At 41.8% G+C, this 24,128-nt stretch carries 22 protein-coding genes, 1 pseudogene and 1 other annotated feature; of the genes and pseudogenes, 5 read left to right on the forward strand and 18 right to left on the reverse strand.

The features are described 5' to 3' along the window. Positions 1-4: 4 nt before the first annotated feature. The 3 genes and pseudogenes from glgD to glgB form a co-directional block, all read right to left on the reverse strand. Complete coding sequence (gene glgD / locus PS3_RS02340; RefSeq protein WP_007121922.1) at positions 5-1,150, reverse strand: glucose-1-phosphate adenylyltransferase subunit GlgD; 1,146 nt, start codon at positions 1,148-1,150, stop codon at positions 5-7. Further along, positions 1,137-2,282, reverse strand: a pseudogene (locus tag PS3_RS02345) (glucose-1-phosphate adenylyltransferase). Before PS3_RS02345 ends, glgD begins: the two are co-directional and overlap by 14 nt. A gap of 15 nt (positions 2,283-2,297) precedes the next feature. After that, positions 2,298-4,196 (reverse strand): 1,4-alpha-glucan branching protein GlgB, encoded by a 1,899-nt coding sequence (glgB, locus tag PS3_RS02350; RefSeq protein WP_040467935.1) that lies wholly within the window; start codon positions 4,194-4,196, stop codon positions 2,298-2,300. A 282-nt stretch (positions 4,197-4,478) separates the two neighbouring features. Between glgB and PS3_RS02355 the strand changes: the two genes are divergently transcribed. After that, positions 4,479-6,275, forward strand: coding sequence for a glycoside hydrolase family 13 protein (locus PS3_RS02355; RefSeq protein ID WP_100207277.1), 1,797 nt, complete (start codon positions 4,479-4,481; stop codon positions 6,273-6,275). A gap of 88 nt (positions 6,276-6,363) precedes the next feature. On the opposite strand, the gene rplL is transcribed toward PS3_RS02355, so the two are convergent. Both rplL and rplJ read right to left on the reverse strand, forming a co-directional pair. After that, positions 6,364-6,729 (reverse strand): 50S ribosomal protein L7/L12, encoded by a 366-nt coding sequence (gene rplL / locus PS3_RS02360; protein ID WP_007121925.1) that lies wholly within the window; start codon positions 6,727-6,729, stop codon positions 6,364-6,366. Positions 6,730-6,791: 62 nt separating this feature from the next. Then, the gene (gene rplJ, locus PS3_RS02365) at positions 6,792-7,295 is read right to left on the reverse strand and encodes a 50S ribosomal protein L10 (protein ID WP_007121926.1); all 504 of its coding nucleotides are present in this window, start codon (positions 7,293-7,295) and stop codon (positions 6,792-6,794) included. Between the two features lie 30 nt (positions 7,296-7,325). Continuing rightward, positions 7,326-7,442 (reverse strand) — a sequence feature (ribosomal protein L10 leader region). A gap of 115 nt (positions 7,443-7,557) precedes the next feature. Here rplJ and PS3_RS02370 point away from each other — a divergent pair. After that, on the forward strand, positions 7,558-8,280 hold the full coding sequence (locus PS3_RS02370; protein WP_040467936.1) for a DUF554 domain-containing protein: 723 nt from the start codon (positions 7,558-7,560) through the stop codon (positions 8,278-8,280). Positions 8,281-8,375: 95 nt separating this feature from the next. Further along, positions 8,376-9,698 (forward strand): APC family permease, encoded by a 1,323-nt coding sequence (locus PS3_RS02375; protein WP_007121927.1) that lies wholly within the window; start codon positions 8,376-8,378, stop codon positions 9,696-9,698. A 95-nt stretch (positions 9,699-9,793) separates the two neighbouring features. Here PS3_RS02375 and PS3_RS02380 read toward each other — a convergent pair whose 3' ends face one another. The 6 genes from PS3_RS02380 to PS3_RS02405 form a co-directional block, all read right to left on the reverse strand. Continuing rightward, complete coding sequence (locus PS3_RS02380; RefSeq protein WP_007121928.1) at positions 9,794-10,486, reverse strand: class A sortase; 693 nt, start codon at positions 10,484-10,486, stop codon at positions 9,794-9,796. Positions 10,487-10,550: 64 nt separating this feature from the next. Beyond that, complete coding sequence (locus PS3_RS02385) at positions 10,551-10,796, reverse strand: type B 50S ribosomal protein L31 (RefSeq protein ID WP_007121929.1); 246 nt, start codon at positions 10,794-10,796, stop codon at positions 10,551-10,553. Positions 10,797-10,886: 90 nt separating this feature from the next. After that, positions 10,887-12,149 carry a UDP-N-acetylglucosamine 1-carboxyvinyltransferase gene (locus tag PS3_RS02390; protein WP_007121930.1) on the reverse strand — a complete coding sequence of 421 codons (1,263 nt, stop codon included), beginning with the start codon at positions 12,147-12,149 and terminating at the stop codon, positions 10,887-10,889. Between the two features lie 128 nt (positions 12,150-12,277). Continuing rightward, positions 12,278-13,879 (reverse strand): CTP synthase, encoded by a 1,602-nt coding sequence (locus PS3_RS02395; RefSeq protein ID WP_007121931.1) that lies wholly within the window; start codon positions 13,877-13,879, stop codon positions 12,278-12,280. Positions 13,880-14,042: 163 nt separating this feature from the next. Continuing rightward, entirely contained in the window at positions 14,043-14,591 is a 549-nt protein-coding gene (rpoE, locus tag PS3_RS02400; protein WP_007121932.1) for a DNA-directed RNA polymerase subunit delta, read from the reverse strand. Between the two features lie 44 nt (positions 14,592-14,635). Beyond that, positions 14,636-15,061, reverse strand: a complete 426-nt coding sequence (locus tag PS3_RS02405; protein ID WP_040467937.1) for a YwiB family protein — start codon at positions 15,059-15,061, stop codon at positions 14,636-14,638. A gap of 84 nt (positions 15,062-15,145) precedes the next feature. On the opposite strand from PS3_RS02405, the gene PS3_RS02410 reads away from it, so the two are divergent. Then, positions 15,146-16,492, forward strand: a complete 1,347-nt coding sequence (locus tag PS3_RS02410) for an HD domain-containing protein (RefSeq protein WP_007121933.1) — start codon at positions 15,146-15,148, stop codon at positions 16,490-16,492. A 15-nt stretch (positions 16,493-16,507) separates the two neighbouring features. Next, the gene (locus PS3_RS02415; protein ID WP_007121934.1) at positions 16,508-17,326 is read left to right on the forward strand and encodes a Cof-type HAD-IIB family hydrolase; all 819 of its coding nucleotides are present in this window, start codon (positions 16,508-16,510) and stop codon (positions 17,324-17,326) included. A gap of 102 nt (positions 17,327-17,428) precedes the next feature. Here the strand turns inward: PS3_RS02415 and PS3_RS02420 are convergent, their stop codons facing one another. From PS3_RS02420 to PS3_RS02450, 7 genes are all read right to left on the reverse strand, one after another. Continuing rightward, positions 17,429-18,121 carry a hypothetical protein gene (locus PS3_RS02420; protein WP_007121935.1) on the reverse strand — a complete coding sequence of 231 codons (693 nt, stop codon included), beginning with the start codon at positions 18,119-18,121 and terminating at the stop codon, positions 17,429-17,431. Between the two features lie 117 nt (positions 18,122-18,238). Continuing rightward, positions 18,239-19,222 (reverse strand): ribose-phosphate diphosphokinase, encoded by a 984-nt coding sequence (locus PS3_RS02425; RefSeq protein ID WP_007121936.1) that lies wholly within the window; start codon positions 19,220-19,222, stop codon positions 18,239-18,241. A gap of 81 nt (positions 19,223-19,303) precedes the next feature. After that, positions 19,304-20,671 carry a bifunctional UDP-N-acetylglucosamine diphosphorylase/glucosamine-1-phosphate N-acetyltransferase GlmU gene (gene glmU, locus PS3_RS02430; protein WP_007121937.1) on the reverse strand — a complete coding sequence of 456 codons (1,368 nt, stop codon included), beginning with the start codon at positions 20,669-20,671 and terminating at the stop codon, positions 19,304-19,306. A 21-nt stretch (positions 20,672-20,692) separates the two neighbouring features. After that, complete coding sequence (gene purR / locus PS3_RS02435; RefSeq protein ID WP_007121938.1) at positions 20,693-21,511, reverse strand: pur operon repressor; 819 nt, start codon at positions 21,509-21,511, stop codon at positions 20,693-20,695. 123 nt (positions 21,512-21,634) lie between these two features. Then, positions 21,635-22,429 (reverse strand): metal ABC transporter permease, encoded by a 795-nt coding sequence (locus tag PS3_RS02440; RefSeq protein WP_007121939.1) that lies wholly within the window; start codon positions 22,427-22,429, stop codon positions 21,635-21,637. Next, on the reverse strand, positions 22,430-23,095 hold the full coding sequence (locus PS3_RS02445; protein WP_040467938.1) for a metal ABC transporter ATP-binding protein: 666 nt from the start codon (positions 23,093-23,095) through the stop codon (positions 22,430-22,432). After that, entirely contained in the window at positions 23,083-24,000 is a 918-nt protein-coding gene (locus PS3_RS02450) for a metal ABC transporter solute-binding protein, Zn/Mn family (protein WP_007121941.1), read from the reverse strand. Before PS3_RS02450 ends, PS3_RS02445 begins: the two co-directional genes overlap by 13 nt. Between the last annotated feature and the right edge of the window lie 128 nt (positions 24,001-24,128).

Consider the following 24,128-nt stretch of genomic DNA (forward strand, 5'->3'; position numbering starts at 1 on the left):
GTTTTTAGCTCCCTTCAATTACATCTTGGGTCACCACTTGATCCTTACGAATAACCACTGGCCGTTCAGGGGTCCCCTTAATCACCACGCTAGGTTCCACCACAACGTTTTTGTCAATAATGGCATAAGAAATTTGGGCACCCCGTTTGATCACCGCATTCGAGATGACAATCGAATGATCAATTTGGGTATCTTCTTCAATTTTAACCCGTCGCGAGACCACGACATGATCTAAATGCCCTGCCACCTTACAACCAGTGGAAACTAGTGATTGACTGACTTGCGAAGTCTTAGTATAGAAATTTCCAACCTCGTTTTTGATCCGGGTAATGACCTTTTGACTCCCATTCAATAAAGAATCATAATGGGTCTTTTCCAGCATATCCATATTGGCTTTAAAGTATGACTTAACATCATGGATGTTTTGCATATAACCGGTATATTCATAAGCACTACTATGTTCATGAGTCATTAACCGGGCCAACCCTTCCGTCGCGTCAGGTACTATCCCACTCATCTGGGCGCGATCTAAAACATCCACAAACCAATCCGCATCCGCAATATAAACATTCATAGATAAGTTATACTGTTCTTGTTCACTCATTTCGCGAATTCGATGATTTCCGACGACCTTATTTTCTTCATCAAATAAGAAGAGTTGATCATCCGGAGCGATCTGCCAACGATCAACCTGTTTGAACACACCCGTAACCTTATTTCCAGAAACCTGGTGAAACTTTAAGATCGCTTTGAGGTCAACATTAGCTAACATTTTATTCCCGATATAAACTACATAGGCTGAACCAGAATTTCGAATAAAGTTAATAATCCGATCAAAATACCGCACCCCTTCATACTTCTTCCGGAGCATTTCTTGGGCAAAATTGATTTCCAAATAGCTCCCAATCGTATCTAATCCCCACTCCTTTCCACCACCAAGGTGGTCAAGATATGATTGAATCTTATCTTGGTTCACCATCATAAAAATCTCGCGGATATTTGCGTTTACAATACTACTTAATGGGAAATCCATCAATCGATATTTACCAGCGAAATAAAGGGTAGATAAGGAACGGAAACTAGTGATTGGTTGTAGTTCGTTATATTCATACACATTATCAAAAACGGCGCACATACTATTCGTTTTCATTTGGAATGACCCCCACTCGTTCATTATTTCCAATTACCGCAACCTCTTCTTGCCCATCAATCACCTTATTGCGACCAATTTCAGCATTTTCCCCAATAATGGCATGATTAATAACGGCCCCTTCACCAATGATTGCCCCTGGCATAATAACTGAATCCGTAATTTTGGCGCCCTTTTTCACGTTGGCGTTCACTGACAAAATACTATGCTCAACTTCTCCATCTACATAACAGCCATCAACGACCATCGAATCCTTCACTGTCGCATTTCCTGTAATTAATTGGGGAGCCGCGATGGTGTCCTTGGAATAAATCCGCCATGAACGATCGTATAAGTTCAATTCGTTATTGGGATCAAGTAGCTCCATATTGGCACTCCAAAGGGAGTCGATTGTCCCTACATCACGCCAGTAACCGCTGAATTAGTATGCAAAAACGCGTTCATCACTTTGTAGATAGAAGGGAATCACGTTTTTCCCGAAATCCAGCATTTGATTGTCGGTTGAAAATGCAGTCGTTAAGACATCACGAAGTCGCTGCCAATCAAAAATATAAATCCCCATGGAAGCATGATTACTTTTTGGTTGCGCAGGCTTTTCTTCAAAATCAATGATCCGGTTACTTACGTCGGTATTCATGATTCCATAACGTGAGGCATCTTCCTTAGGTACATCCATCACGGCAACCGTTAAGGTGGCGTTATTATCAATATGTTGCTGAATCATTTCATCATAATCCATCTTGTAAATATGATCGCCCGACAAAATCAAAAGGTATTTCGCCCCTTGTCGATCAATAAAATCGATATTTTGATAGATGGAATGGGCCGTTCCTTCGAACCACCGACTGCCACGATTGTCGGTATATGGTTGAAGAATATTAATACTTGAATCCAGGCCATCAAGTCCCCAACTGGACCCGTTTCCAATGTGACTATTTAGTTTCAGCGGAATATATTGAGTAATCACGCCAATATTGTCAATGCCAGAGTTCACACAATTACTAATGGTAAAGTCAATAATGCGATACCGTCCTCCAAACGGCACCCCAGGTTTGGCTTGGTTTTGGGTTAAGCTCCCCAGCCGCGTACCTTTCCCGCCGGCTAGAATCATTGCTAAAACATCTGATGCCATCGTTCTAATCCTCCTTCATTTCTTCTTATGCCGATGTGGCTTAATCGTCACCTTAGTTGGTTTTAAGATTAACGCTCCAAAAGCCGGTACATTCGTTTCCAGTTGATAATCAAATTGTTTAAATGGTCGTGCAACAGTCTGACTTTCCGGATTATCAGTTTTCCAAGTCCCACCATATGCTTTTAAAGCCGAATTAAAGACTTCTTGATAAGTCCCGGCATATGGGACCCCGATTGTGAAATGATCACGTTCCACCGGAGTAAAATTCAAAATCACTACCACAAAATCATGGCGGGTCTTTCCCTGTCGAATAAACGATAAGACCGACTCATCACGGTTATCAGCGTCGATCACTACTAAACTAGCTTCTTCTTGTTCTAACTCCCACAGAGCCCTTTCTTGAAGATAAAAATGATTTAGGGAGCGATCAAAAGCTAACATTTGATCATTCAGCGGATCTGTTTGATTACTCCACTCTAAACCTTCATTGAAACGCCATTCCAAATACTGACCATACTCGCCACCCATGAATAGTAATTTTTTCCCTGGATAAGTCATTTGCATGGTTAATAATAATCGTAGTTGGTCGAACTGTTGATGCCGATCGCCCCACATCTTATTCATCAGGCTCCGTTTCCCGTGCACCACCTCATCATGTGATAATGGCAGAATAAAATTCTCACTCATTCGATACATGAAGGAGAAGGTTGCTTGATTAAAATTATCTTTTCGGAAATAGGGATCCATACCATAAAAATCCAGTTGATCATTCATCCATCCCATATTCCATTTATAATCAAAGCCCAGGCCACCGTCTTCAATGCGCCCCGTAATTTTCACTTGAGACGAGCTTTCTTCAGCAATCATTAATACTTCAGGATGCATCCATTTAATCGTTCGATTTAAAGTATGTAAAAAGGCAATCCCTTCAAGATTCCGATTGCCACCATATTGATCTGGCTCCCATTCACCTGGTCCCCGATCGTAATCGCGATATAGCATGTTGGAAACCGCATCGACCCGTAATCCATCCACGTGATAGTTTTCAATCCAGAACAGTGCACTTGATAATAAGAAGGACACTACTTCGGGCTTCCCTAAGTCAAAATTCAAGGCACCCCAACCACGGTTATCCGCGCGCCATTTTTCTTGATATTCATAAGTCGGGGTCCCGTCATAATAGGCTAAGGCATCGGCATTGATGCAAAAGTGTCCTGGTACCCAATCGATTAAGACCCCAATATTAGCCTGGTGACAAGCATCTACAAACTCTTGGAAGTCTGCCATCTCACCATAAGCATGCGCCAAGGCAAAATATCCCGTCACTTGATACCCCCACGAAGCATCCAGTGGGTGCTCTGTTAAGGGCATAAATTCAATGTAATTAAAGCCTTGTTCTTTAACATAGGGAATCAATTCGGCCGTCAAATCTTTAAATTGATATAGCGAACCGTCGGCATGTTGTTTCCAAGAAGCCGGATGGACTTCGTAAATATTCATGGGACGTGAGAAGTTATTCGATCGTTTGTTCCGTCCCTTCCAAAGTCCATCATGCCACTTCCTGGTTGGCATTTCTGTTACCATTGCCGCCGTCCCTGGTCGCGCTTCATAGCGCAGGGCCATAGGATCAATTTTCATAACTTCCTTGCCATTGGGCTCTTGTACTAAAAACTTATATAATTGACCCGTTTGTACCCGGCCAATTGTAATTGACCAAATTCCGTAATCATCCTTGACCATGGGATGCGTCTTTTGCCAATCGTTAAAGTCACCAACTGCCCAGACTTGCTTAGCATGCGGTGCCCAGACACGAAATACAAAACCATCATCGGTCCGATGACACCCCATAAAATCTTGTAGATGGTACTCCTCGCCCTTGGTAAAATATGCTAATCGTTCTTTCAATTTCTCCATCAGTTCCCCACCACCTATTCTTAGCTAAAATATTATATAAAATTAATTAAATAACTTATTGTAACCGTTTCAAGCGTTATTCAAGAATATCTGTTATCCTTAATATAACGGATTTGGAACCGTTTCCTGAGAAGTTTGTTATTTTCTACTTATATTATATAATAATTCTTTAATAATTAAGTCGAAAAGCCCAAACTATTTTAGAATTTAAGACAAAACTGGTAAAAAATCCGATTACTAGTAACATTATCTTTCAAATTAAAAGAGAGACGAGAATTACACATGAAAGCTTATTATAATTCTTGGGATGAAAATTTTAAGCAACCCTTTGGGGCCGTTAAAATAAATCAAACGATTACCTGGCGAATTATTGTTGATGATCCTAAAGTCCAAGTTTATCTGCAACTAGCTCGCGTTGGTGACCAAGAGGTAGCTAATCCCATGCAACAACATGACGGATCAACCTGGGAATACCAGTTATCATTAATCAAACCCGGTCTGTATTATTATTATTTTGAGATCCATCATCAGGGAAAAACGATTTGGGCCGGGCGTAATGACTTGGGGCAAATTGCGCTCACGGATGACTATGACCAACTACAAAAATTCCAATTAACTTGCTACCAGTTTGAAAATCCAACTCCTGATTGGTATCGCCACGGCATAGCCTATCAGATTTTCCCCGACCGTTTCTTTAATGGACATCCGCATAAAGAAATTACTGGGCGCAAACCAAACAGCTTCTTATACGCCACTGAACAGGACCAGCCCTACTATATTAAAAATAGTGATGGTGAAATTGTTCGTTGGGACTTTTACGGTGGCAACATAGCTGGTATCCAGGCAAAGATCCCCTATCTAAAATCACTGGGCGTAACCATTCTTTATCTAAACCCGATTTTTGCCGCAACCAGTAATCATCGTTATGACACCAACGACTTTTTTACTATCGACCCAATGTTAGGTAGTGAAGCAGAGTTTAAGGAATTGGTAACCAGCCTTCATCAAAATGGAATTCACTTAATTCTTGATGGCGTCTTTAACCACGTGGGGGAAGATAGCATCTATTTCAACGCTCACCAACTCTATGGACCGAATACTGGTGCTAGTCAAAACCAACACAGCCCCTATTATTCTTGGTTTAAATTCACGCATTATCCAGATAAATATGCATCCTGGTGGGGGGTCAGCAATCTTCCTGAAGTTAACAAGGCGGACCCGAGCTATCAAGATTTCATTTATGGTAATCAAGGGGTTTTACACAAATGGGATCAACTGGGAGTTGATGGTTGGCGACTAGACGTCGCGGATGAATTACCAATGGACTTTTTACGGCAATTACGACACCGAGAAAGGATTGAAGGTAATCAAGTTCTAATCGGTGAGGTTTGGGAAGACGCCTCTAATAAATATGTGGGCAATGAGCTCCGGACTTATCCAAACGGCGACAACCTATCTGGAACCATGAATTATCCGGTCCGGAGTTTTATTACTAATTACCTTTGTCAGCCTGATGCGACCAAAACCATGACTGATTACCTGGCTTTGATCGAAAATTACCCGCGCGAATTCATGGAAAATTGTCTGAATAACATTGGGACTCACGATACCATTCGCATTAAAACCGCGCTGAATAATGACGAACAATTAGTCCAAATCGCATTTGCCATGCTCTTCATGTTACCAGGCGTACCTTGCCTTTATTACGGTGATGAAGCAGGTCTAGTGGGAGCAAAAGATCCTGATAATCGGCGATTTTTCCCCTGGGATCAGATTAATCAGACGATACAAGCAACTGTTAAGTGCTGGATCAAACGCCGCCAGCTAGATGTGCTTTTGGTTACCGGTGACATTGGCCTAGCTTATGACAAGCAAGGCCATCTAATAATCATCCGTTATCAAGATCACCAGGCCGACCTACTATTAATTAACCCATTGGAGTGTTCGTGGACGGTTGATCCCCATCAATTAACCTACCTCCATCTCCCAGCAACCATTTGCGACCAATTGGGCCATTTTTTTAATGGAAAAACAAGTCGCCGAAAAACAAAGTCAATTTATAAAACTATAAAAAATTAGGCGAGTGAAGACTGCATTGCTTCACCCGCCTAATTTTGTGCAAAATAAAAAAGCCATCAAATGATGACTTTTGGTAATTTGATCGTGACTACTTAAGGGTAACAGTAGCACCAACTTCTTCAAGCTTAGCCTTGATGTCGTTAGCTTCGTCTTCCTTAACGTCTTCCTTAACAGCTGCAGGGGCACCATCAACGATTGCCTTTGCATCCTTAAGGCCAAGACCAGTAATGTCTTTAACGACCTTGATAACCTTAACCTTAGCAGCACCTGCTTCAGTTAATTCAACCGTGAAGCTGTCCTTAGCAGCAGCTTCACCACCAGCAGCACCAGCAACTGCAACTGGAGCAGCAGCTGAAACGTCAAATTCTTCTTCAATTGCCTTAACAAGATCGTTAAGATCTGAGATTGATGCTTCCTTTAATGAAGCGATGATAGCATCCTTATCAAAAGCCATGTTAGATTCCTCCATTGTTTGTTATATAGCTATTTGTAAAATTGAATTGGTAAACGATTCGCTTATGCAGCTTCTTCTTCGGCTTTGTCGGCCACAGCCTTGACGGCCCGAGCGATCTTGCGCATTGGGTCTGACAAGGCAGAAGCAAGCATTGAAAGCAAGTCTTCACGACCTGGCATCGTAGCGTATTCGTTGATTTCATCAAGTGTCTTGATGGACTTTTCAATGAACCCACCCTTAACTTCAAGGGCTTCATGTTCATCGGCAAACTTCTTCAAGATCTTAGCAGGTGCAATCGCATCTTCATCTGAAGAAACGATAGCCGTAGGTCCAACAAAGACATCGTTTAAGCCTTCGTAATCAGTGCCTTCAACGGCCCGTTGCAAGATCTTGTTCTTGATAACTTGCATCTTAACACCTGATTCACGCAATGTCTTCCGTAAAGTAGTCACTTCTTCAACTGTTAACCCACGGTAATCAACAACTAATGCAGTTTCCGCATTAGTTAACATTTCCTTAGCCGCTTCAACTGCAGCGGCTTTCTTAGCGATAGTTGCTTCACTCATTTGATTTCACCTCCCTATTATTTATTTGATCGGATTATTGAAAAATCCCTATGACTGAAAGACATAGAGAAGAACGGTTCGTTTCTTCCTCGGCAGGTAAAATTAAGGCAAAGCCACCTGAGTCTTAGGTCGAGTCATATTTAATCAACTTTCATATTCTACCAAATTTTATCAGGGATGCCAAGGTTTTTATTGCAAAAGCCTTGGCTAAGCAATTTTTAATTTGTTAAAATGGATCCAATTACTGTTAAGGAGCAAATCTATGAGTGGACTTGGAACCCTAATTAATGCTGGAGCCATTATTGCTGGTGGCCTACTAGGCTATCTTTTCCAACGCTTATTAATTCCACGAATCCAACAAACCGTTTTACAAGCGATTGGTTTAGCCGTCATCTTTATTGGCATTTCGGGGAGCCTCGCCTATATGTTAAAAATCAATCAACATCAACTAGTTACCCAGGGTAGTATTATGGTAACCATTTCCTTAGCCCTTGGCGCAGCTATCGGCGAAGCTCTAAAGATCGAAACTGGGTTTGAAAAATTGGGTCACTGGCTACAAAAGATCAGCCATAATGAAGGTGATTCTAAGTTTATCGAAGGATTCATTACGGCTACTTTAACGACTTGCGTTGGGGCCATGGGAATTCTTGGCGCCTTCCAAGATGGTATCAACCACGATTATACTACTCTAATTGCCAAAGCAGTGATTGATGGCGTATTTATAGCGATTATGGCCGCTGGTTTTGGGGTTGGACCCATCTTTTGTGCTGTCCCCCTCTTCATCTATCAAGAAGCTATTACCTATCTTGCTGTTCTCATTCGTCCCTTGCTAACTAGCACCATGATTAACGGGATTTCTTTAGTTGGTTCGATGCTTATTGCCTGCATTGGGCTCAACATTATGTTTAATTTAAAGATTAAAGTTGGTAACTTCTTACCATCGCTTCTGATCGTTGTCATTTATATTGCAATTTGGGGCTTTTAGCTAGTATTAGCATCCCGATAATGCTAAGATATATTCAATACTAATCCGTTAGCCAGCTTTGTTTGGTTAACGGATTTTAATTTGGAGGATTTTAAATGCAAACATCAGATCAATCTACTCTTAAAAGGTCATTAGGTTTAACCTCCGCCCTGTCGATCGTAGTGGGGACCATTATTGGATCCGGAATCTTTTTCAAGCAAGGTTCCGTCTTAGATAGCGCTGGTTCCTCAACCATGGCTATCATAGCGTGGATCTTTGGCGGAATTATCACCCTAACTGCCGGCTTAACAATTGCTGAAATCGGGGCGCAAATGCCAGATACTGGAGGACTTTACGTTTACATTGAAAACATTTATGGTCGAATTCTTGGCTTCTTATCCGGTTGGATGCAAATTATCGTTTATGGACCCGCAATTATCGCTTCGGTCGCTGGTTTTATGAGCATCCTAATGGTTAATTTCTTTGGCCTCAGTAATTTCTGGCGAATCCCCTTGGCGGTAATCACGATCGTTGCCATTGGCTTAATGAACCTATTGGAAAATAAAGTTGGAGCCGCCTTTTCCGTTATTACAACGATTGGCAAAATGCTCCCTATAGCCGTCATTATCATTGTCGGTCTATTTTGGGGCAATCATAATGCCCTGGGGCAGACCATTTCAGGAATCCACCAATCAACCGGCAATTTTGGGGTTGCGGTTTTGGCTACCCTTTTTGGCTATGATGGTTGGATTCTCATTGCCAGCCTAGGGGGTGAAATTAAACGTCCCCAAAAATTACTTCCCTTAGCCATTATTTGGGGAATCATTATCGTCTTAATCATTTATACCTTGATTACAATTGCGGTTTTTCGTTTTCTACCTGCTAGTCAAATTCACCAACTTGGCGAAAACACGGTTGCTTATATCGCTAATACTGTTTTTGGTGAGATTGGTGGAAAGTTACTTTCGGCTGGAATTATTATCTCAATGATGGGGACCATTAATGGTAAAATTCTTACTTTCCCCCGGATTGTCTATGCAATGGCACGACGCCAGGATATCCCCTTTTCTAGGCCACTCTCGTATTTGACCCCTAAAGGAAAATCCCCAGTAGTGGCAACTACTTTCATCATTATTCTCGCAACCATCATGATGATCTTCTTTGATCCCGATCATTTATCAGATTTATGTGTCTTTACTGTTTATTGCTTCTATACCTTAGCTTTCTTTGGGATTTTTATTTTACGGCGCCGCAACCATTTTCGACCCTTCTCTACCCCGCTTTATCCATGGATTCCGTTAATCTCTATCTTCGGCGGACTCTTCGTGATCGTCAGCGAAATTTTAAATGACCCTCAAGGGGTGGTTTTATTTCTAGGAATTGTTATCGTCGGTCTACCAATCTTTTATTTGGTTAAGCGTTATTATCGCCAGCAATGATAAGAAAACATTATGGCGCAATCTATAACTTCAATTACAAGTATGTTTAAAGAATAAGGATGGTAAGAAACGCCAATAGGTTTTCTTACCATCCTTTATTTTTGTCCATTAGTATATTTTTGACTAAACGCTTTTTGCACTTTAGCAGGCGCATGGTTATATGTATAAGATTTAACATAGGAACCGCGAATCATCAACCGCCGAGATCCATCATCATTACAAGTAATTAAGGTGATGATCCTTTCGGCCGTATTGTTAACAACTTCCACTTGGGTCGCGTCGATAAATTTACGTTCATAGATTCGATATTCATAAACCCGATCTAAATCCGTAATGTAAATCTTTTGTCCCACCTTAGCATGATAGTATAGCGGGGAAAAAAGGATCTTACTTCCATTAGCCATATTATGACCGGCTAGCGCATAATTACCTTTGCCCATTTGTTGATCCGCCCGCATGGTTCCCGCTGCCAGCGCTAAAGTAGTATTATCCACCCCTTTGGCAATTGGAATCGTCATTTTGATGTCAGGAATGGTAATGACCCCAATCACCTTTACCGATTCTTTATTTGCTCGGGCCTTCGCAACCGTTTGTAAATTTAGATCCTGCACATTACTAAAATCATAACTAGCCTTTTTCTTGGTGTTTGCCTTTATTGATTGCCGCGTAACCGTCGGATGATAAGAATCAACCAAATAATCTTTAACCTGTTGATTAAAAATTAATAATAAACTTACGATTGCTAACATCAAGACTAATAGCCAATAAAGCCATTTCTTAATTTTCATCTTGATCCTCCCTCAACACAAAAGGCCATTCCAACGGAATGGCCTTTTTGATATCGAAGTATGATTACTTGAGACCGTACTTCTTGTTGAACTTGTCGACTGCCCCATCGACTTGAGTAAACTTTTGCTTACCAGTGTAGAATGGGTGTGAGTCAGAAGTGATTTCAACCCGGATCAATGGGTATTCGTTACCGTCTTCCCACTTAACTGTTTCCTTAGAAGTAGCGGTTGATCCTGAAATAAATTGCTTACCAGTTGCTGAATCTTCAAAAACAACATAGTGGTAATCTGGATGAATTCCTTGTTTCATAATTAATATCTCCTTTGGCCATGAATCATTGCCTGAAACATAGTGATTTAACCTTAGTAATATATCATATTTAGTGGGCTTGTTGCAAGTCTAATCTTCGTCCTCGATTGCAACATCCGCGTTTAAACGGTTCAACTTCCACACAATCCGATCATAGCCTCGCAAAATATGATCCGCATTATGAATCGTCGTCGTCCCTTCAGCCATTAAACCAGCAATCATCAGAGATGCTCCTGCTCGGATTTCCGCAGCTTTCACATCTGCTCCCCGTAATTGTTGGGACTGACGAACCAAAATACTGCCATCTTGGGCACTGATATCCATCCCCATCTTTTGCAATTCTGGGATATGCTTTACCCGCTTTGGATAGATCGTATCAACGACCCGACTTTCCCCGGCCGCCCTTGACATCAAAGGGGTTAAGGGTTGTTGTAAATCTGTGGCAAAACCTGGATAAGGCATGGTTTTAACAATGGTCGGCTTCAAATCATGGACTGTTGGTACGTAAATCCGATCAATCCCAATTTGTAAATCGACTCCCATATCAATCATCTTACTGGTGTAGGCCTCAATGTGTTCTGGAATCACATTATTGATCATAACCCCATCACCCATCGCCGCTGCTAAAGAAAGATACGTCCCCGTTTCAATCCGATCAGCAATGATGGTATGGGTATTCATTGACTGCATGGTCTGTACTCCGGTAATCCGGATGACATCGGTCCCAGCACCCCGAATTTGCGCCCCCATGTTATTTAAAAAGGTAGCCAAATCAATGATTTCTGGTTCCCGAGCAGCGTTTTCAATCACCGTCGTGCCCTCAGCACGGACGGCGGCTAAGATGGCGTTAATTGTTGCGCCCACGGAAACCATATCCATGAAAATCCGCGCTCCATGCAAGCCTTGTGGAGCTGCCAAATGGACCGTGCCATTATCTTCGCTGACCGTGGCCCCCAAAGCCATAAAAGCTTTTAAATGTTGGTCGATCGGGCGTGGCCCAATATTATCACCACCAGGGAAAGTTACCGTTGCCCGGTGGAAACGTCCTAATAAGGCCCCCATAAAATAATACGAGGCCCGCAAACTCTTAATCGCCTTACTTGGCAATTCGGCTTCAATGATTTGCGTCGGATCGACATCTAAGACCCCATGTGTAAAGGATGACTTCACATTCATCGATTCCAAAATGATCATGAGGTTATGAACGTCCAGAATATCTGGAACCGTATCAAATTGAACCGGCGTATCGGCTAAGATCGCTGCTGGGATCAAAGCAACCGTACTGTTTTTAGCCCCACCAATGGTGACTTCACCAGCTAGCCGGTTTCCTCCTTTGATAATCATTTTTTTCATGATTGAAAGTCCTCATTTCTACGTAAGTCAGGGGGAACACCCCAAACTAATTAATCAGCTAATAACAATAATAAATAAAAAGCAAGGGAAAAACAAGTCGGTTAATTAAATATTAATAAATCACCTGATTAAGCCCGAGCTGCGGCCTTCACAAAAGCAGCAAACAAGCCTTCTGGATGATTAGGCCGGGATAAAAATTCTGGGTGATATTGCGCTGCTACAAAGAAACGATTTTGTGGAATTTCAACCACTTCCACTAGATTACGTTCAGGGTTAATCCCCGAAATCACTAATCCATGATCTTCTAATTCTTGCCGGAAGTCATTGTTAAATTCATAACGATGCCGGTGCCGTTCGCTAATGGTAGTTTGATTATCATAAGCTGCAGCAGCAATCTTTCCCGGTACCAATTGACAAGTATAAGCTCCCAAACGTTGGGTACCACCCATATCTTCGACTGATTCTTGATCCGACATCAAATCAATTACATTGTGGGCTGTATTAGGATCAAATTCGGTTGAATTAGCATCTTGGTAGCCCAAGACATCGCGAGCATATTCAATTACCGCCGTTTGCATTCCCAAACAAATTCCTAAGTATGGCACATCATTTTCACGAGCATACTTAATGGCAGTAATCATTCCTTCTACCCCACGGTTGCCAAAGCCACCGGGTACTAGGATCCCGTCGTATGATCCGAGAACTTCTTTAACGTTGTCAGAATTAATATGTTCCGCATTAAAGTGATCAATCTTAACCTTCGCATTAACTGGGAAACCAGCATGCCGGAGCGATTCATTCACTGAAATATAAGCATCTTGTAAGTCAGTGTATTTACCGACCATGGCAATCTTAACTTCCTTGGTTAATCCATGCTTAATGTGGTCAACCATTTCTTGCCAAGCTTGCATATCAGCTGCTGGAACATTTAAACCAAAGTGATCAACCACTAATTGATCCATCTTTTGTGCTTGTAGCATCAATGGAACTTCATATAAGACGGAGGCATCCATGGATTCAATCACTGCTTCAGGAGCCACATCACAGAAATCGGCGATTTTAGCCCGCATTTCATCAGTAATGTGTTCTTCAGTCCGTACCACCAGGATATTTGGCTGAATCCCGAGTCCCCGTAATTCACGAACACTGTGTTGGGTTGGCTTCGTCTTCATTTCTCCCGCCGCCCGTAAATAAGGAATTAAGGTGGTGTGAATATATAAGACATTTTCACTTCCTTTTTCCTTCTTCATTTGACGAATGGCTTCCATAAATGGTTGCGATTCAATATCACCAACTGTTCCCCCGATTTCCGTAATTACGACTTCGGCGTCGGTACTTTCCCCAGCCCGTTGAATTTTGTCCTTAATCATATTGGTGATATGAGGAATAACTTGGACAGTCCGACCAAGGTAGTCACCACGCCGTTCCTTACGTAAAACCTCTGAATAAATTTTCCCGGTCGTCACGTTGGAATAGCGGTTAAGGTTATTGTCAATAAACCGTTCATAGTGGCCTAAATCGAGATCTGTTTCGGTTCCATCATCCGTCACGAAAACTTCCCCGTGTTGATAAGGACTCATGGTACCTGGATCAACGTTAATGTATGGATCAAATTTTTGAATTGCAATCTTCAAGCCACGATTCTTTAATAACCGTCCTAGTGAAGCCGCAACAATCCCTTTACCTAATGACGAAACCACACCACCGGTAACAAAAATATACTTGGTCATTCTAGTTCTCCTTTATTTGGCTGGGGCGCCTGCGCTAATAAAATAAGAAAGCTCCCTATTTCTAAGAAACAGGGAGCTTTCATTAACCGTACAAAATGTCCCAATGATTTGGGAGCCCAAATAAAATAATACAAAGGGCACTTCTAATAGTCAAGTCGATTAATTAATTTTCTTCGTCGTCTTCTAGTTCATCGTCACTAAATTCCGACAATTGATCTTCGATGTTGGTATCCTCATCGTCATCTTCGTCCGGATTATCATCATCATAATCGTCGTCGTAATCATCATCATCAACGTCATCATCATCCAGATCTTCATCTTCTGGATCATCATTGTCGTAGTCGATTACGTCATCATCGTCGTCTGAACCAGCCAAAAAGGCGTTAACCTTACGCCGTTTTTTCTTTGGACGATCTTCTTCATCGTCGGTTTCCCCAACCGTCGCTTCATCAATTGAATCGTATGGATACCATGCACGCAATCCCCAAGTATTATCACCAAGTGAGATAAAACTCCCGTCTACGTTTAGGTCCGTGTAAAATTGTGAGAGTCGTTCACGAATTTCCTCGTCGCTCTTATCGAGGTATTGTTGAATCTCATTTGTTAAGTCTGCAAAGGCCATTGCTTCTCCATTGAAAGACAAAATGGCGTGTGCGACTTCAATCATTGAAAGTTCTGACTTGTCTTGACCGTCAAAAACATGTAATTCCAATTGGTGCACATCCCTTCAAAAAGTTTACTCTTTATCTTACGATATTACGCCTTAAATTGCAATTTAATCTGATAGTTACCAAGTAACTGTCCTTGGTTCAAAAGCTGATATTTAATCCTTACTTCGCCTTGACCACGCAACCAATCAATTGTAACCTTCAAATCCTGAGTCCGGACCGTTAAATCAATCACGCCATAAACCGTTGGATATTTGCTGATGGTTGTTTGATGCTGATCAAAAACCAGCGTGGATCTTAATTGCCCATGACGACTTAAGATCACTTGATCTTGATCAAATCGGAATTGAATTGGGGTTTCCAGTTCATTTTGTCTTTCAACATAACGTAAATAGCGTTTTTGGTTGCCCATTTGTACTAATTGGCCAGGTTCTTGAAAGGCAAATTCTTCTTGCTGGTCTCCTTGCCGAATCAAAGTCGAAACTTCCACCGTCACCGCTTGTTGTAGCACCATTTTATTTCCCCTTTATAATTGATTTCGTTTTCAATTAATTATCCGTTATAATATAGCATGTTTAGACTTTTAATGGAGGTGCGTATGTCATTTCAAGATGAAAATTTGCAAAAAGAAAAAGTCTTTCGTGACCCCATCCACGGCACCATTATCGTTGATAATCAAATTATTCTCGATTTGATTAATACCCCAGAATTACAGCGTTTACGCCGTATTAAACAACTGGGAACGACTTCGCTAATCTTTCACGGGGCTGAACATTCGCGTTTTGGTCATAGTCTGGGCGCATACGAAATTGCTCGCCGGATGTGTAATCACTTTCAACGGAATTACCCCCAGCTAACTCCAGGGGATGGCCGCTGGGATGATCAGGAACGATCGGTTACGCTTTGTGCTGCCCTTTTACATGATCTAGGACATGGGCCATACTCACACACTTTTGAACATATTTTTAATACGAACCATGAAACGATTACCCGTCAGATTATAACCCAGGATACTAACGTAAATCGAATCTTACGCCGGGTTAGTGATCAATTTCCCGAACAAGTTGCAAGTGTCATTGACCACACCTATCCTAATCCCCAAGTCGTTCAAATGATTTCTAGTCAAGTGGACGTCGATCGCATGGATTACCTCCAACGTGATGCCTATTATACGGGGACCAACTATGGCTTAGTCGATTTAGATCGAGTTTTGCAGGTAATGCGACCGATTAAAGATGGGATTGCCTTTGATATTTCGGGAATGCATGCCATTGAAGACTACATTATTAGTCGCTTGCAAATGTATTTACAAGTTTATTTCCACCCCGTGACCCGGTCCCTTGAGGTTATCTTAGATCATCTCTTGATGCGGGTTAAACACCTATATGAGGATCGCCCTAGTCTATCAGAATTTACTCCGGACCTCTTAATGCCGTTCTTTAATCAAGAACCTCAACTCGATGATTATCTGGCGCTTGATGATGGCGTCTTAACGACTTACTTCCAACACTGGACCCATGCTCATGATGATATCTTAGCGGATTTGGCGAATCGCTTTTTAAACCGAGTTCCATTAAAATCCGTTATTTATGATCAATCAACCGCCAATCTAATTCCCCAATTGCAAGATTTAATTACCAAGGCGGGCTTCAACAGTAAATACTACACCGATACTAATTCAAGTTATAAATTACCTTACGACACTTATAATCCTAAAGAAGCTAACCCCCAATCTCAAATTGAACTTTTACAACCTAACGGGGAATTGATTGAACTGTCCAGCGTGAGCACGCTCGTCCACAGTGTTAGCGGCCACGCCCAAGGAGATGAACGATTCTTCTTTCCAAAAGAAATGCTGGGTGAAACGGATCAAACCGAGCTGTTTGCCCCAATTTACCAAGAATTCCAATCACACATTCAAAACCATACTATTATCAAACATTAAAGGAGTTTATTTATTATGGCTATTAAATTAGTTGCGATCGACATTGACGGAACTTTAATTACTGATCAATTAACCATCACCCCAGCAACCAAAGAAGCAATTCAACAGGCTACTAAGCAAGGAGTGAAAGTGGTCCTTTGTACCGGGCGTCCGATGACGGGCGTATCAAGTTACTTGGATCAATTAGAATTAAACGGCCTATCAGATGAATATGTGATTAGCTTTAATGGAGGGTTAGCTCAAAACACTGCTGGAGATCAATTAGCCAAATTTGTCATCCCATTCGACGATATGATCGATTTAGGTTCATTTGCGCTCAAGCACGCCCTCCACATGGTCGTCGAAACCTCTCACCATATCCATTCGATTAATCGGCAAATTAGTCCTTTCTCAACGAATGAATCCAACTTGGTTTCCTTACCATTACAATATTCATCATTAGATGCTTTAGCTGATTGTCGCCAAGACTTAACGATCAGCAAATTAATGTTTACTGATGATGCTCATTTAATTGACCAAGCGATTGAAGATTTACCCGAAGAACTTACTAGCCGATTCAACATTGTCCGAAGCGAACCCTACTACCTAGAGTTCGTCAACCCTAAGGCCAGCAAAGGAGCCGCTTTAAAATTATTAGGCGAAGAATTGGGTATTCAAGCTGACGAAATGATGGCCCTGGGAAATGCTCAAAACGACGAATCAATGATCGAATTTGCCGGCTTAGGTGTAGCGATGGAAAACTCCATCCCAAGTACCTTGGCAATTGCCGATGCCGTAACGGCAAGTAATAATCATGATGGAGTTGCTAAAGCCATTGAAAAATATGTCCTTTAAGAACAATTCAAAAGTATAAGAGGCAGGAGGAGAAACCAATTTTCGTTTCTCCTCCTGCCTCATTTATGTTAAGCGTTTATTATCATTACGACCACTTTTAGCTTAGCTAATTTGGGTCACGACACCAGTATCAGCATTGTAATCGTAGATCCCAATTAGATTGGCGACAGTATTATCAGCATTACTCTGCCGAACTTCAAATCGATATACGTCGCCATTTTGACTTACTGGAATGATCCCATAACCTTGTTGACCAAAGCCCATTTTGCTAGCAAATTGGCTAATGACACTTTCACTAGTCGAATTAGCTGCCGCAGCATTGGCAACACTAGAACTAGCCGAATTAGTGCTGCTTGTTTCACTAACCGAACTAGCACTATTTGTCGAACTTTCGCTTGAACTAGTAGCTTTGGTAATCTTCGCCCGCAAGGCTTGGAAAGCAGCTTCCATCTTCGTATTACCAGATTTAGCTGCTGACAAGTTGGTTAAAGCTTGGTCATAGTTTCCTTCGTCGTAAGCTGACTTTGCTGAAATGTAATTTTGTAAATCGCTCGCCAAATTTTTGGTCTTCGTCGAGGTACTTCCTGAATCATTTAAAGTATCAAGCGCTGCCTGATATTTACCAGCGGCAATTTGTTTTGTTGCCTTATCATAAGCACTGGTGTGAGTAACACTTGAATTTGAAGTGTTCGACTCACTAGAAGCCGACTTATTGGTACCACAAGCGGCCAAGGTAACTGCTGCTAATAGGGCTGCCGTCCCAACCAAGCCCTTTTTAATCCCGTTTGATTTCATTAGTTAACTTTCCTCCTTAACGTCGGAATCGAACTTATTTTACAGATTATTAATAATTCTAACATACGCAACAAATAAACCACAAGTTCGCCGTTTATTAGCAAACTTGTGGTTTGTTTAGTCTTGACTAGTTTCAGTAAACCGATTATGGAAGAGTGGACTCACCGCCCGATTTTCATTAATTCGCTTGATGGCGGAAGCAATTAATGGAGCTACCGAAACTTGCACAATCTTATCAATTTGTTTTTCCTTCGGTAATTTAATTGAATCCGTCACTACAACCTGCTTAATTGGCGAGTTTTCCAAGCGTTCAATAGCCGGACCGGAAAGAACGGCATGCGTGCATGAAACATATACTTCTTTAGCCCCAGCATCCATCAATGCTTGAGCACCTAAAGTAATGGTTCCAGCCGTATCGATCATATCATCAAGCATGATACATTTCTTTCCCTTAACATCCCCAATGATGTTCATAATTTGAGCAATATTCGCCTTGGGACGCCGCTTATCAATAATTGCAATTGGCGATTTCAAGAATTCGGCTAAAGCTCGCGCCCGGGTGACCCCGCCATGATCTGGCGAAACAACAACCGCTTCTTCAGCAATACCATTTTGAATGAAGTAGTCAGCTAATAAGGGCGCCCCCATTAAATGATCAACCGGAATATCAAAGAATCCTTGGATTTGAGCAGCGTGCAAATCAAGGGCGAGCACGCGAGATACCCCTGAATTTTGTAACATATTAGCAACTAATTTAGCCGTGATCGGTTCCCGCGAACGCGCTTTCCGATCTTGCCGTGCATATCCATAATATGGAATGACCACATTAATTGTTCGGGCACTTGCCCGGCGAAGCGCATCAACCAAAATCAATAACTCCATTAGGTTATCGTTAACTGGAGCAGAGGTTGATTGGATGATATAAACATTATCGCCCCGTACACTTTCTTCGATATTGATTTGAATTTCGCCATCGCTAAACCGATTAACGGAGAGTTGGCCTAAATCAAGTCCAACATTTTCTGCAACTTTCTCTGCTAAAGATCGATTAGAACTTAAAGCAAAGATCTTTAACTTTGTATCAAAGTAACGGTTGGTCATGGTATCCTCCAAGATTTGAGACATCTATTACAACTCTTTATCTTATTGATTTTTTCCCTAAAAATCAAGGTCCGAAACCGTTTACCAAGGAAGCTTTTTGGCATAATTAGCTTTATTCGTTTGCCGTTGACGAGCAATGGCTAAATCGTACTGTGCCGTGTCATCCGTAATTGTTGATCCGGCCGCAATAAAGGAATCAGCAGCAATATTGACTGGCGCCACTAAATTACTGTTACTGCCAATAAAGACATGATCACCGACATTAGTGTGGGCTTTATTAGCTCCGTCGTAGTTAACAAAAATAACCCCACTTCCAATATTAATGTTCTTACCCAATGTGGCGTCGCCCACATAGGATAAATGCCCCATCTTAGTACCTTCACCTAAGTAGGCGTTCTTCACTTCACAGAAATTCCCCACATGAACATCTTTCCCTAGTTCAGCCCCTTTACGAAGGTGGCTATTTGGTCCGATATCGCTACCGGTATGCATTTCTGCCTTTTCCAGGGTTGATGAAATCACCTTAACTTCATCGTGTAATACAGAATCTTCAATCCGCGAGTGAGCACCGATAAAGCAATCCGATCCAATCCGACTTTCGCCCTTAATCACCACGCCACCTTCAATGACCGTATCATTGCCAATTTTGACATCTGCATCAATGTAGGTGGTGTCTGGGTCGATCAAAGAAACGCCATCTTTCATTAACTTAGTGTTAATCCGTTCTTGCATGATACGCCGCGCTTTAGCCAAGGCAACCAGATCATTAACCCCCATCGACTCTTCAAAGTCATCCATTTGATAAGCCGTCACGACCTCGTTTTGTGACTTTAAAATACCGATCACATCCGTTAAATAATATTCTCCTTGGGCATTATCATTAGTCAATTTTTTAAGGGCCGCAAAAAGTTTTTGATTATCAAAACAGTAAACCCCGGTGTTAATCTCGTGAATATCTTGTTCTTCGGATGTCGCATCTTTTTGTTCCACAATCCGTTCCACAATCCCCACTTCATTCCGGACGATCCGTCCATAGCCGGTGGGATCGGGCGCCTTAGACGTCAAAATCGTCACGGCCGCATGTCGTTGTTCATGGTAGTCAAAGAGGCGATCAAAAGTCGCGGCCGTAAACAAGGGAGTATCCCCACTAACAACGAGGGTCTCTCCTTCACTTTGGCCGAGTAAACTCTCGGTTTGCATTACGGCATGACCAGTTCCTAATTGCTGCTTTTGTAAAGCATAGGCCACTTGGTCACCTAAGGTATGTTTAACATCATCGGCCCCAAAACCGACCACCGTCACAATCTTATTTATCCCAGCCAATTGTAATTGACTTAAGACATGTTCTACCATACTCTTTCCACAAACTTCATGTAACACCTTGTGGAGCTTTGACTTCATCCGCGTTCCCTTGCCCGCAGCAAGGATAATTGCATTTCGAGTTGTCATCTTTAACTTGCTTCTTTCTACTTAATTAAATACCGTTGCTAAATAATTACCAGGTTTGGCACTAAATTGGTTATCAGAACTATCAACCTTAATCAGGGAGGTGCATTCACCAATTAAGCGTTCCCCTTCAAACTGCCCTTCTGCAAAAACATTCATCCCCACCAAATGAGCGCCAAATTCATCGATCAGAGACTTCATCCCATTAAGGGTACCACCACCCTTTAAAAAGTCGTCAACCACAACCACGTTGGCCCCTTCTTTTAGGGTCCGCCGTGATAATTCCATTTTCTTGATTCGTTGAGATGAACCAGATACATAGTTAACGCTAACGGTTGAGCCCTCAGTAATGTGCGAACTATTCCGAACGATAACAAATGGGCGATTTAGATACATGGCCACACTTTGAGCTAATGGGATTCCCTTGGTCTCAATCGTCATAACCACATCCACGTCTTGCGCTTCGTATTGGGTCGCGATCAAGCGCCCGACTTCTCGTAAAACTTCTGGATCACCTAATAAATCTGAAAGGTAAACATACCCTCCTGGTAAAAGCCGGCTCTCGTCATCAACCTTTTCAACCAATTGGTCGATCACCATCTTGGCATTATCAGCACTATACATCGGCGTTAACCGCGCTCCCCCACTGGCTCCTGGTAAAGTTTCCAATTTACCAACGCCCCAATCTTGGAGTGTTTTCCGAATGATCCCCAAATCTTCGCTAATGGATGACTTCGCTGATCCATACCGTTCACCAAAGAACTTCAATGACACTAATTCGCGGGGATGTTCCAACAAATAACGTGTCATATCGACTAACCGATTACTCCGTCTAATTTTCATATTTTTACCTCATTACAATGTCGTTAACAAATTAGATGCATCAATTGTAACACGAATGTTCGCCTTTTACCTCCTAAAAGAATAAATTACAGCAAAAAAGGACGCCTTTTTCGGCATCCTTCACTAATTGACTTGATAATGACGATATATCAAGGCCGATAAATAGATCAAAACCTCAATCACCGCAATAAAGAAAGAAACGGGCCAGTTCGTAATGTAACCCAAGTAAAGCCCGAGCCAGGTTCCTAATAAGGAAAAGAGAATAGCTAAGCCAATCATTTTCGCAACCCCAGTCGTATAGTATTTGGCACTGGCCGCTGGGAGGGTTAGCAAAATAAAAATCAAGAGCGAACCAACGATCTGCGCTGTCACGCTTACGCTAACCGCCAAAATTAACAAAAATAAGATTGAAATCACCGTTTCGTTAATGGCACTAACCTTAGCACCGTCACGGTCAAAGGAAGTAAATTTCAAGCGCCGATACATAAGGAAAACTGCCGCCAAAATCAAGATCGTCAACCACAGTAACTGCCAAACCTCGGTAATACTAATTCCAACAACACTGCCGAACAGAATACTAGTGGCTGAACTAGCCGTCTGGCTACTTAACGAAAGAAACAAAATCCCTAAACCAATAAAAAGAGCTGACACGGCACTAATCACCGCTTCCCGACGAGATTCTTTCAGGCTTAGCTGGCCAACCAACACGGAACTCAAGACGGTAAATAAAATCATCCCATTTAAAGATGACCAGCCGGCAAAGACCGCAAAGGAACCACCTGCAAAGCCAATTTCAGAGAGGGTATGGGTCATAAAAGACATTTGACGAGCAACGACAAAAACCCCAATAACACCACTGAGGATGGCAATTAATGTGCTGGCCACAAAAGCGTGACGCATAAAACTTAAAGCAAACATTTATTTCCCTCCTAAGTGTTGTGACAATTGGTCAATCGTCCCATTTCGGTAGCAACCTGGTTCCATATGCAAAAAATGTGTCCCAAATTGTTGCGCCAACTCCCAATCATGAGTGACAAAGATCACGGTTAGACCGGACTGTTGAAATTTTTGAACTAATGACAATAATTCAATTTTACTGTCTGGGTCCAGACTCGCAGTGGATTCATCAAGGATCAACAGATTCGGATCACTGAGGAGGCTTTGAGCTAAATAGGTCCGTTGCTTTTCGCCCCCTGAGGCTAATCCGAGTGGTTGATCAGCAATTGACGAAAGATTTGTTGCTTTAATGATCCGATCAACTTGTTGACGTTCAACTGCTGTCAGCCATGGCATCATTTTCATTGGTAAATTTAAGGCAATAAAATCTCGAATCGATAAGGGATATTCATTATCTAAATTCCGAAATTGCGGTACATAACCAATTTTAACCTTTGGATCACGGGCAATTTGGCCCGCATGGGGGGTTAACTGCTTGAGTAAAGCCCGGACTAAAGTTGTTTTACCAACTCCATTTTCGCCGACCACCACTAAAAATTCACCTTGCTGAATCGATAAATTCAGGTCGGTAACAACCGGTTTATTGCCATAGCCTAATGACAAATGTTGAATATCTATGAATGCGATGATGATTCACTTCCTTGGATTTTAATTAATTGTTTATACTGGTCCGTCATCCATTCGACATATGACTTTCCATTTGGTTCCGTTTCGGTAACATTTAGAACTGGCACATTATTTTCCTGAGCTAATTTCACTAAGTTCTTAACTGTCTTGTCGCTTTCTTGACTGTTATTAACAAAGAAAGCAATCTTATGTTGAGTAATGTCATCTCGAATTTGTTGAATATCTTGTGGGGATGGGTCATTATCATCTTCCACCGCTTTTTCGAAATGCTTGTTGTTAACTTCGTAGCCTAGATTATTCAAAGCGTAGTCAAAAACCGGTTCACTTACATCAACCAATTTTTGATCGCCAACATTCTGCTTAGCGGTTTGAATCACTGCGTCTAGCTTCGTAAGCTTGGCTTGGTAGGCCTTAGCATTCTTATAATAATCAGCCTTATGTTCTGGATCAAGTTTACTAAATTGCTTGGCAAGCTGGATGGCCAACTTGTTCATGGTCGCCGGTTGGTACCAAACGTGTTCATTATCGCCATTCTTTTTATCAGCCACTTGGGTCCCGACATTAATCACTTTTTGTGAACTATCGGCAGCTTTGGTTAACTTAGTTAGCCAACTATCATACCCCAGCCCATTCACAATCACAACATTTGCTTTAGCTACTTTTTGAGCTTCTTTTGTTGATGGTTGGAAATCATGAGGATCCACTGCCTCATTATCAATAAATGAAGTAACTTGACCATGGTCTCCAGCAACCGCTTTAGCCACCTCACCATAAAAATTCAAACTAGTGACCACCCGAATGGGCTTTTGACTTGTCTTATTAGGCGTCCAATTCGTAACCATTAAACCAAAGACACCTAATAAAACCACCACTAATAAACCGATTTTCCAATATTTTTTGATCATACTACAATCCCCTAATTGCTTATTTTTTATTTAATAGTAATAGTTACCATTTGAACTAAAGTATGATACTTGATAGTTACCGATAAAGCAAGTGGAATTTTTTATTAGCCATAAATAATGAGCTGGGA

This window comes from Limosilactobacillus gastricus PS3 (assembly GCF_000247775.1).
Taxonomy (GTDB): domain Bacteria; phylum Bacillota; class Bacilli; order Lactobacillales; family Lactobacillaceae; genus Limosilactobacillus; species Limosilactobacillus gastricus_A.

Excerpts from the sequence above, each read along its gene's own strand:
- PS3_RS02370 (WP_040467936.1), top strand. The coding sequence starts at position 7,558 with ATGAGTGGACTTGGAACCCTAATTAATGCTGGAGCCATTATTGCTGGT.
- PS3_RS02420 (WP_007121935.1), bottom strand. The coding sequence starts at position 18,121 with ATGAAATCAAACGGGATTAAAAAGGGCTTGGTTGGGACGGCAGCCCTA.
- PS3_RS02415 (WP_007121934.1), top strand. The coding sequence starts at position 16,508 with ATGGCTATTAAATTAGTTGCGATCGACATTGACGGAACTTTAATTACT.
- purR (WP_007121938.1), bottom strand. The coding sequence starts at position 21,511 with ATGAAAATTAGACGGAGTAATCGGTTAGTCGATATGACACGTTATTTG.
- PS3_RS02395 (WP_007121931.1), bottom strand. The coding sequence starts at position 13,879 with ATGACCAAGTATATTTTTGTTACCGGTGGTGTGGTTTCGTCATTAGGT.
- PS3_RS02450 (WP_007121941.1), bottom strand. The coding sequence starts at position 24,000 with ATGATCAAAAAATATTGGAAAATCGGTTTATTAGTGGTGGTTTTATTA.
- glgB (WP_040467935.1), bottom strand. The coding sequence starts at position 4,196 with ATGGAGAAATTGAAAGAACGATTAGCATATTTTACCAAGGGCGAGGAG.
- glmU (WP_007121937.1), bottom strand. The coding sequence starts at position 20,671 with ATGACAACTCGAAATGCAATTATCCTTGCTGCGGGCAAGGGAACGCGG.
- PS3_RS02410 (WP_007121933.1), top strand. The coding sequence starts at position 15,146 with ATGTCATTTCAAGATGAAAATTTGCAAAAAGAAAAAGTCTTTCGTGAC.
- PS3_RS02380 (WP_007121928.1), bottom strand. The coding sequence starts at position 10,486 with ATGAAAATTAAGAAATGGCTTTATTGGCTATTAGTCTTGATGTTAGCA.
- PS3_RS02405 (WP_040467937.1), bottom strand. The coding sequence starts at position 15,061 with ATGGTGCTACAACAAGCGGTGACGGTGGAAGTTTCGACTTTGATTCGG.
- PS3_RS02390 (WP_007121930.1), bottom strand. The coding sequence starts at position 12,149 with ATGAAAAAAATGATTATCAAAGGAGGAAACCGGCTAGCTGGTGAAGTC.
- PS3_RS02385 (WP_007121929.1), bottom strand. The coding sequence starts at position 10,796 with ATGAAACAAGGAATTCATCCAGATTACCACTATGTTGTTTTTGAAGAT.
- PS3_RS02425 (WP_007121936.1), bottom strand. The coding sequence starts at position 19,222 with ATGACCAACCGTTACTTTGATACAAAGTTAAAGATCTTTGCTTTAAGT.
- rplL (WP_007121925.1), bottom strand. The coding sequence starts at position 6,729 with ATGGCTTTTGATAAGGATGCTATCATCGCTTCATTAAAGGAAGCATCA.
- PS3_RS02440 (WP_007121939.1), bottom strand. The coding sequence starts at position 22,429 with ATGTTTGCTTTAAGTTTTATGCGTCACGCTTTTGTGGCCAGCACATTA.
- PS3_RS02375 (WP_007121927.1), top strand. The coding sequence starts at position 8,376 with ATGCAAACATCAGATCAATCTACTCTTAAAAGGTCATTAGGTTTAACC.
- rplJ (WP_007121926.1), bottom strand. The coding sequence starts at position 7,295 with ATGAGTGAAGCAACTATCGCTAAGAAAGCCGCTGCAGTTGAAGCGGCT.
- glgD (WP_007121922.1), bottom strand. The coding sequence starts at position 1,150 with ATGAAAACGAATAGTATGTGCGCCGTTTTTGATAATGTGTATGAATAT.
- PS3_RS02355 (WP_100207277.1), top strand. The coding sequence starts at position 4,479 with ATGAAAGCTTATTATAATTCTTGGGATGAAAATTTTAAGCAACCCTTT.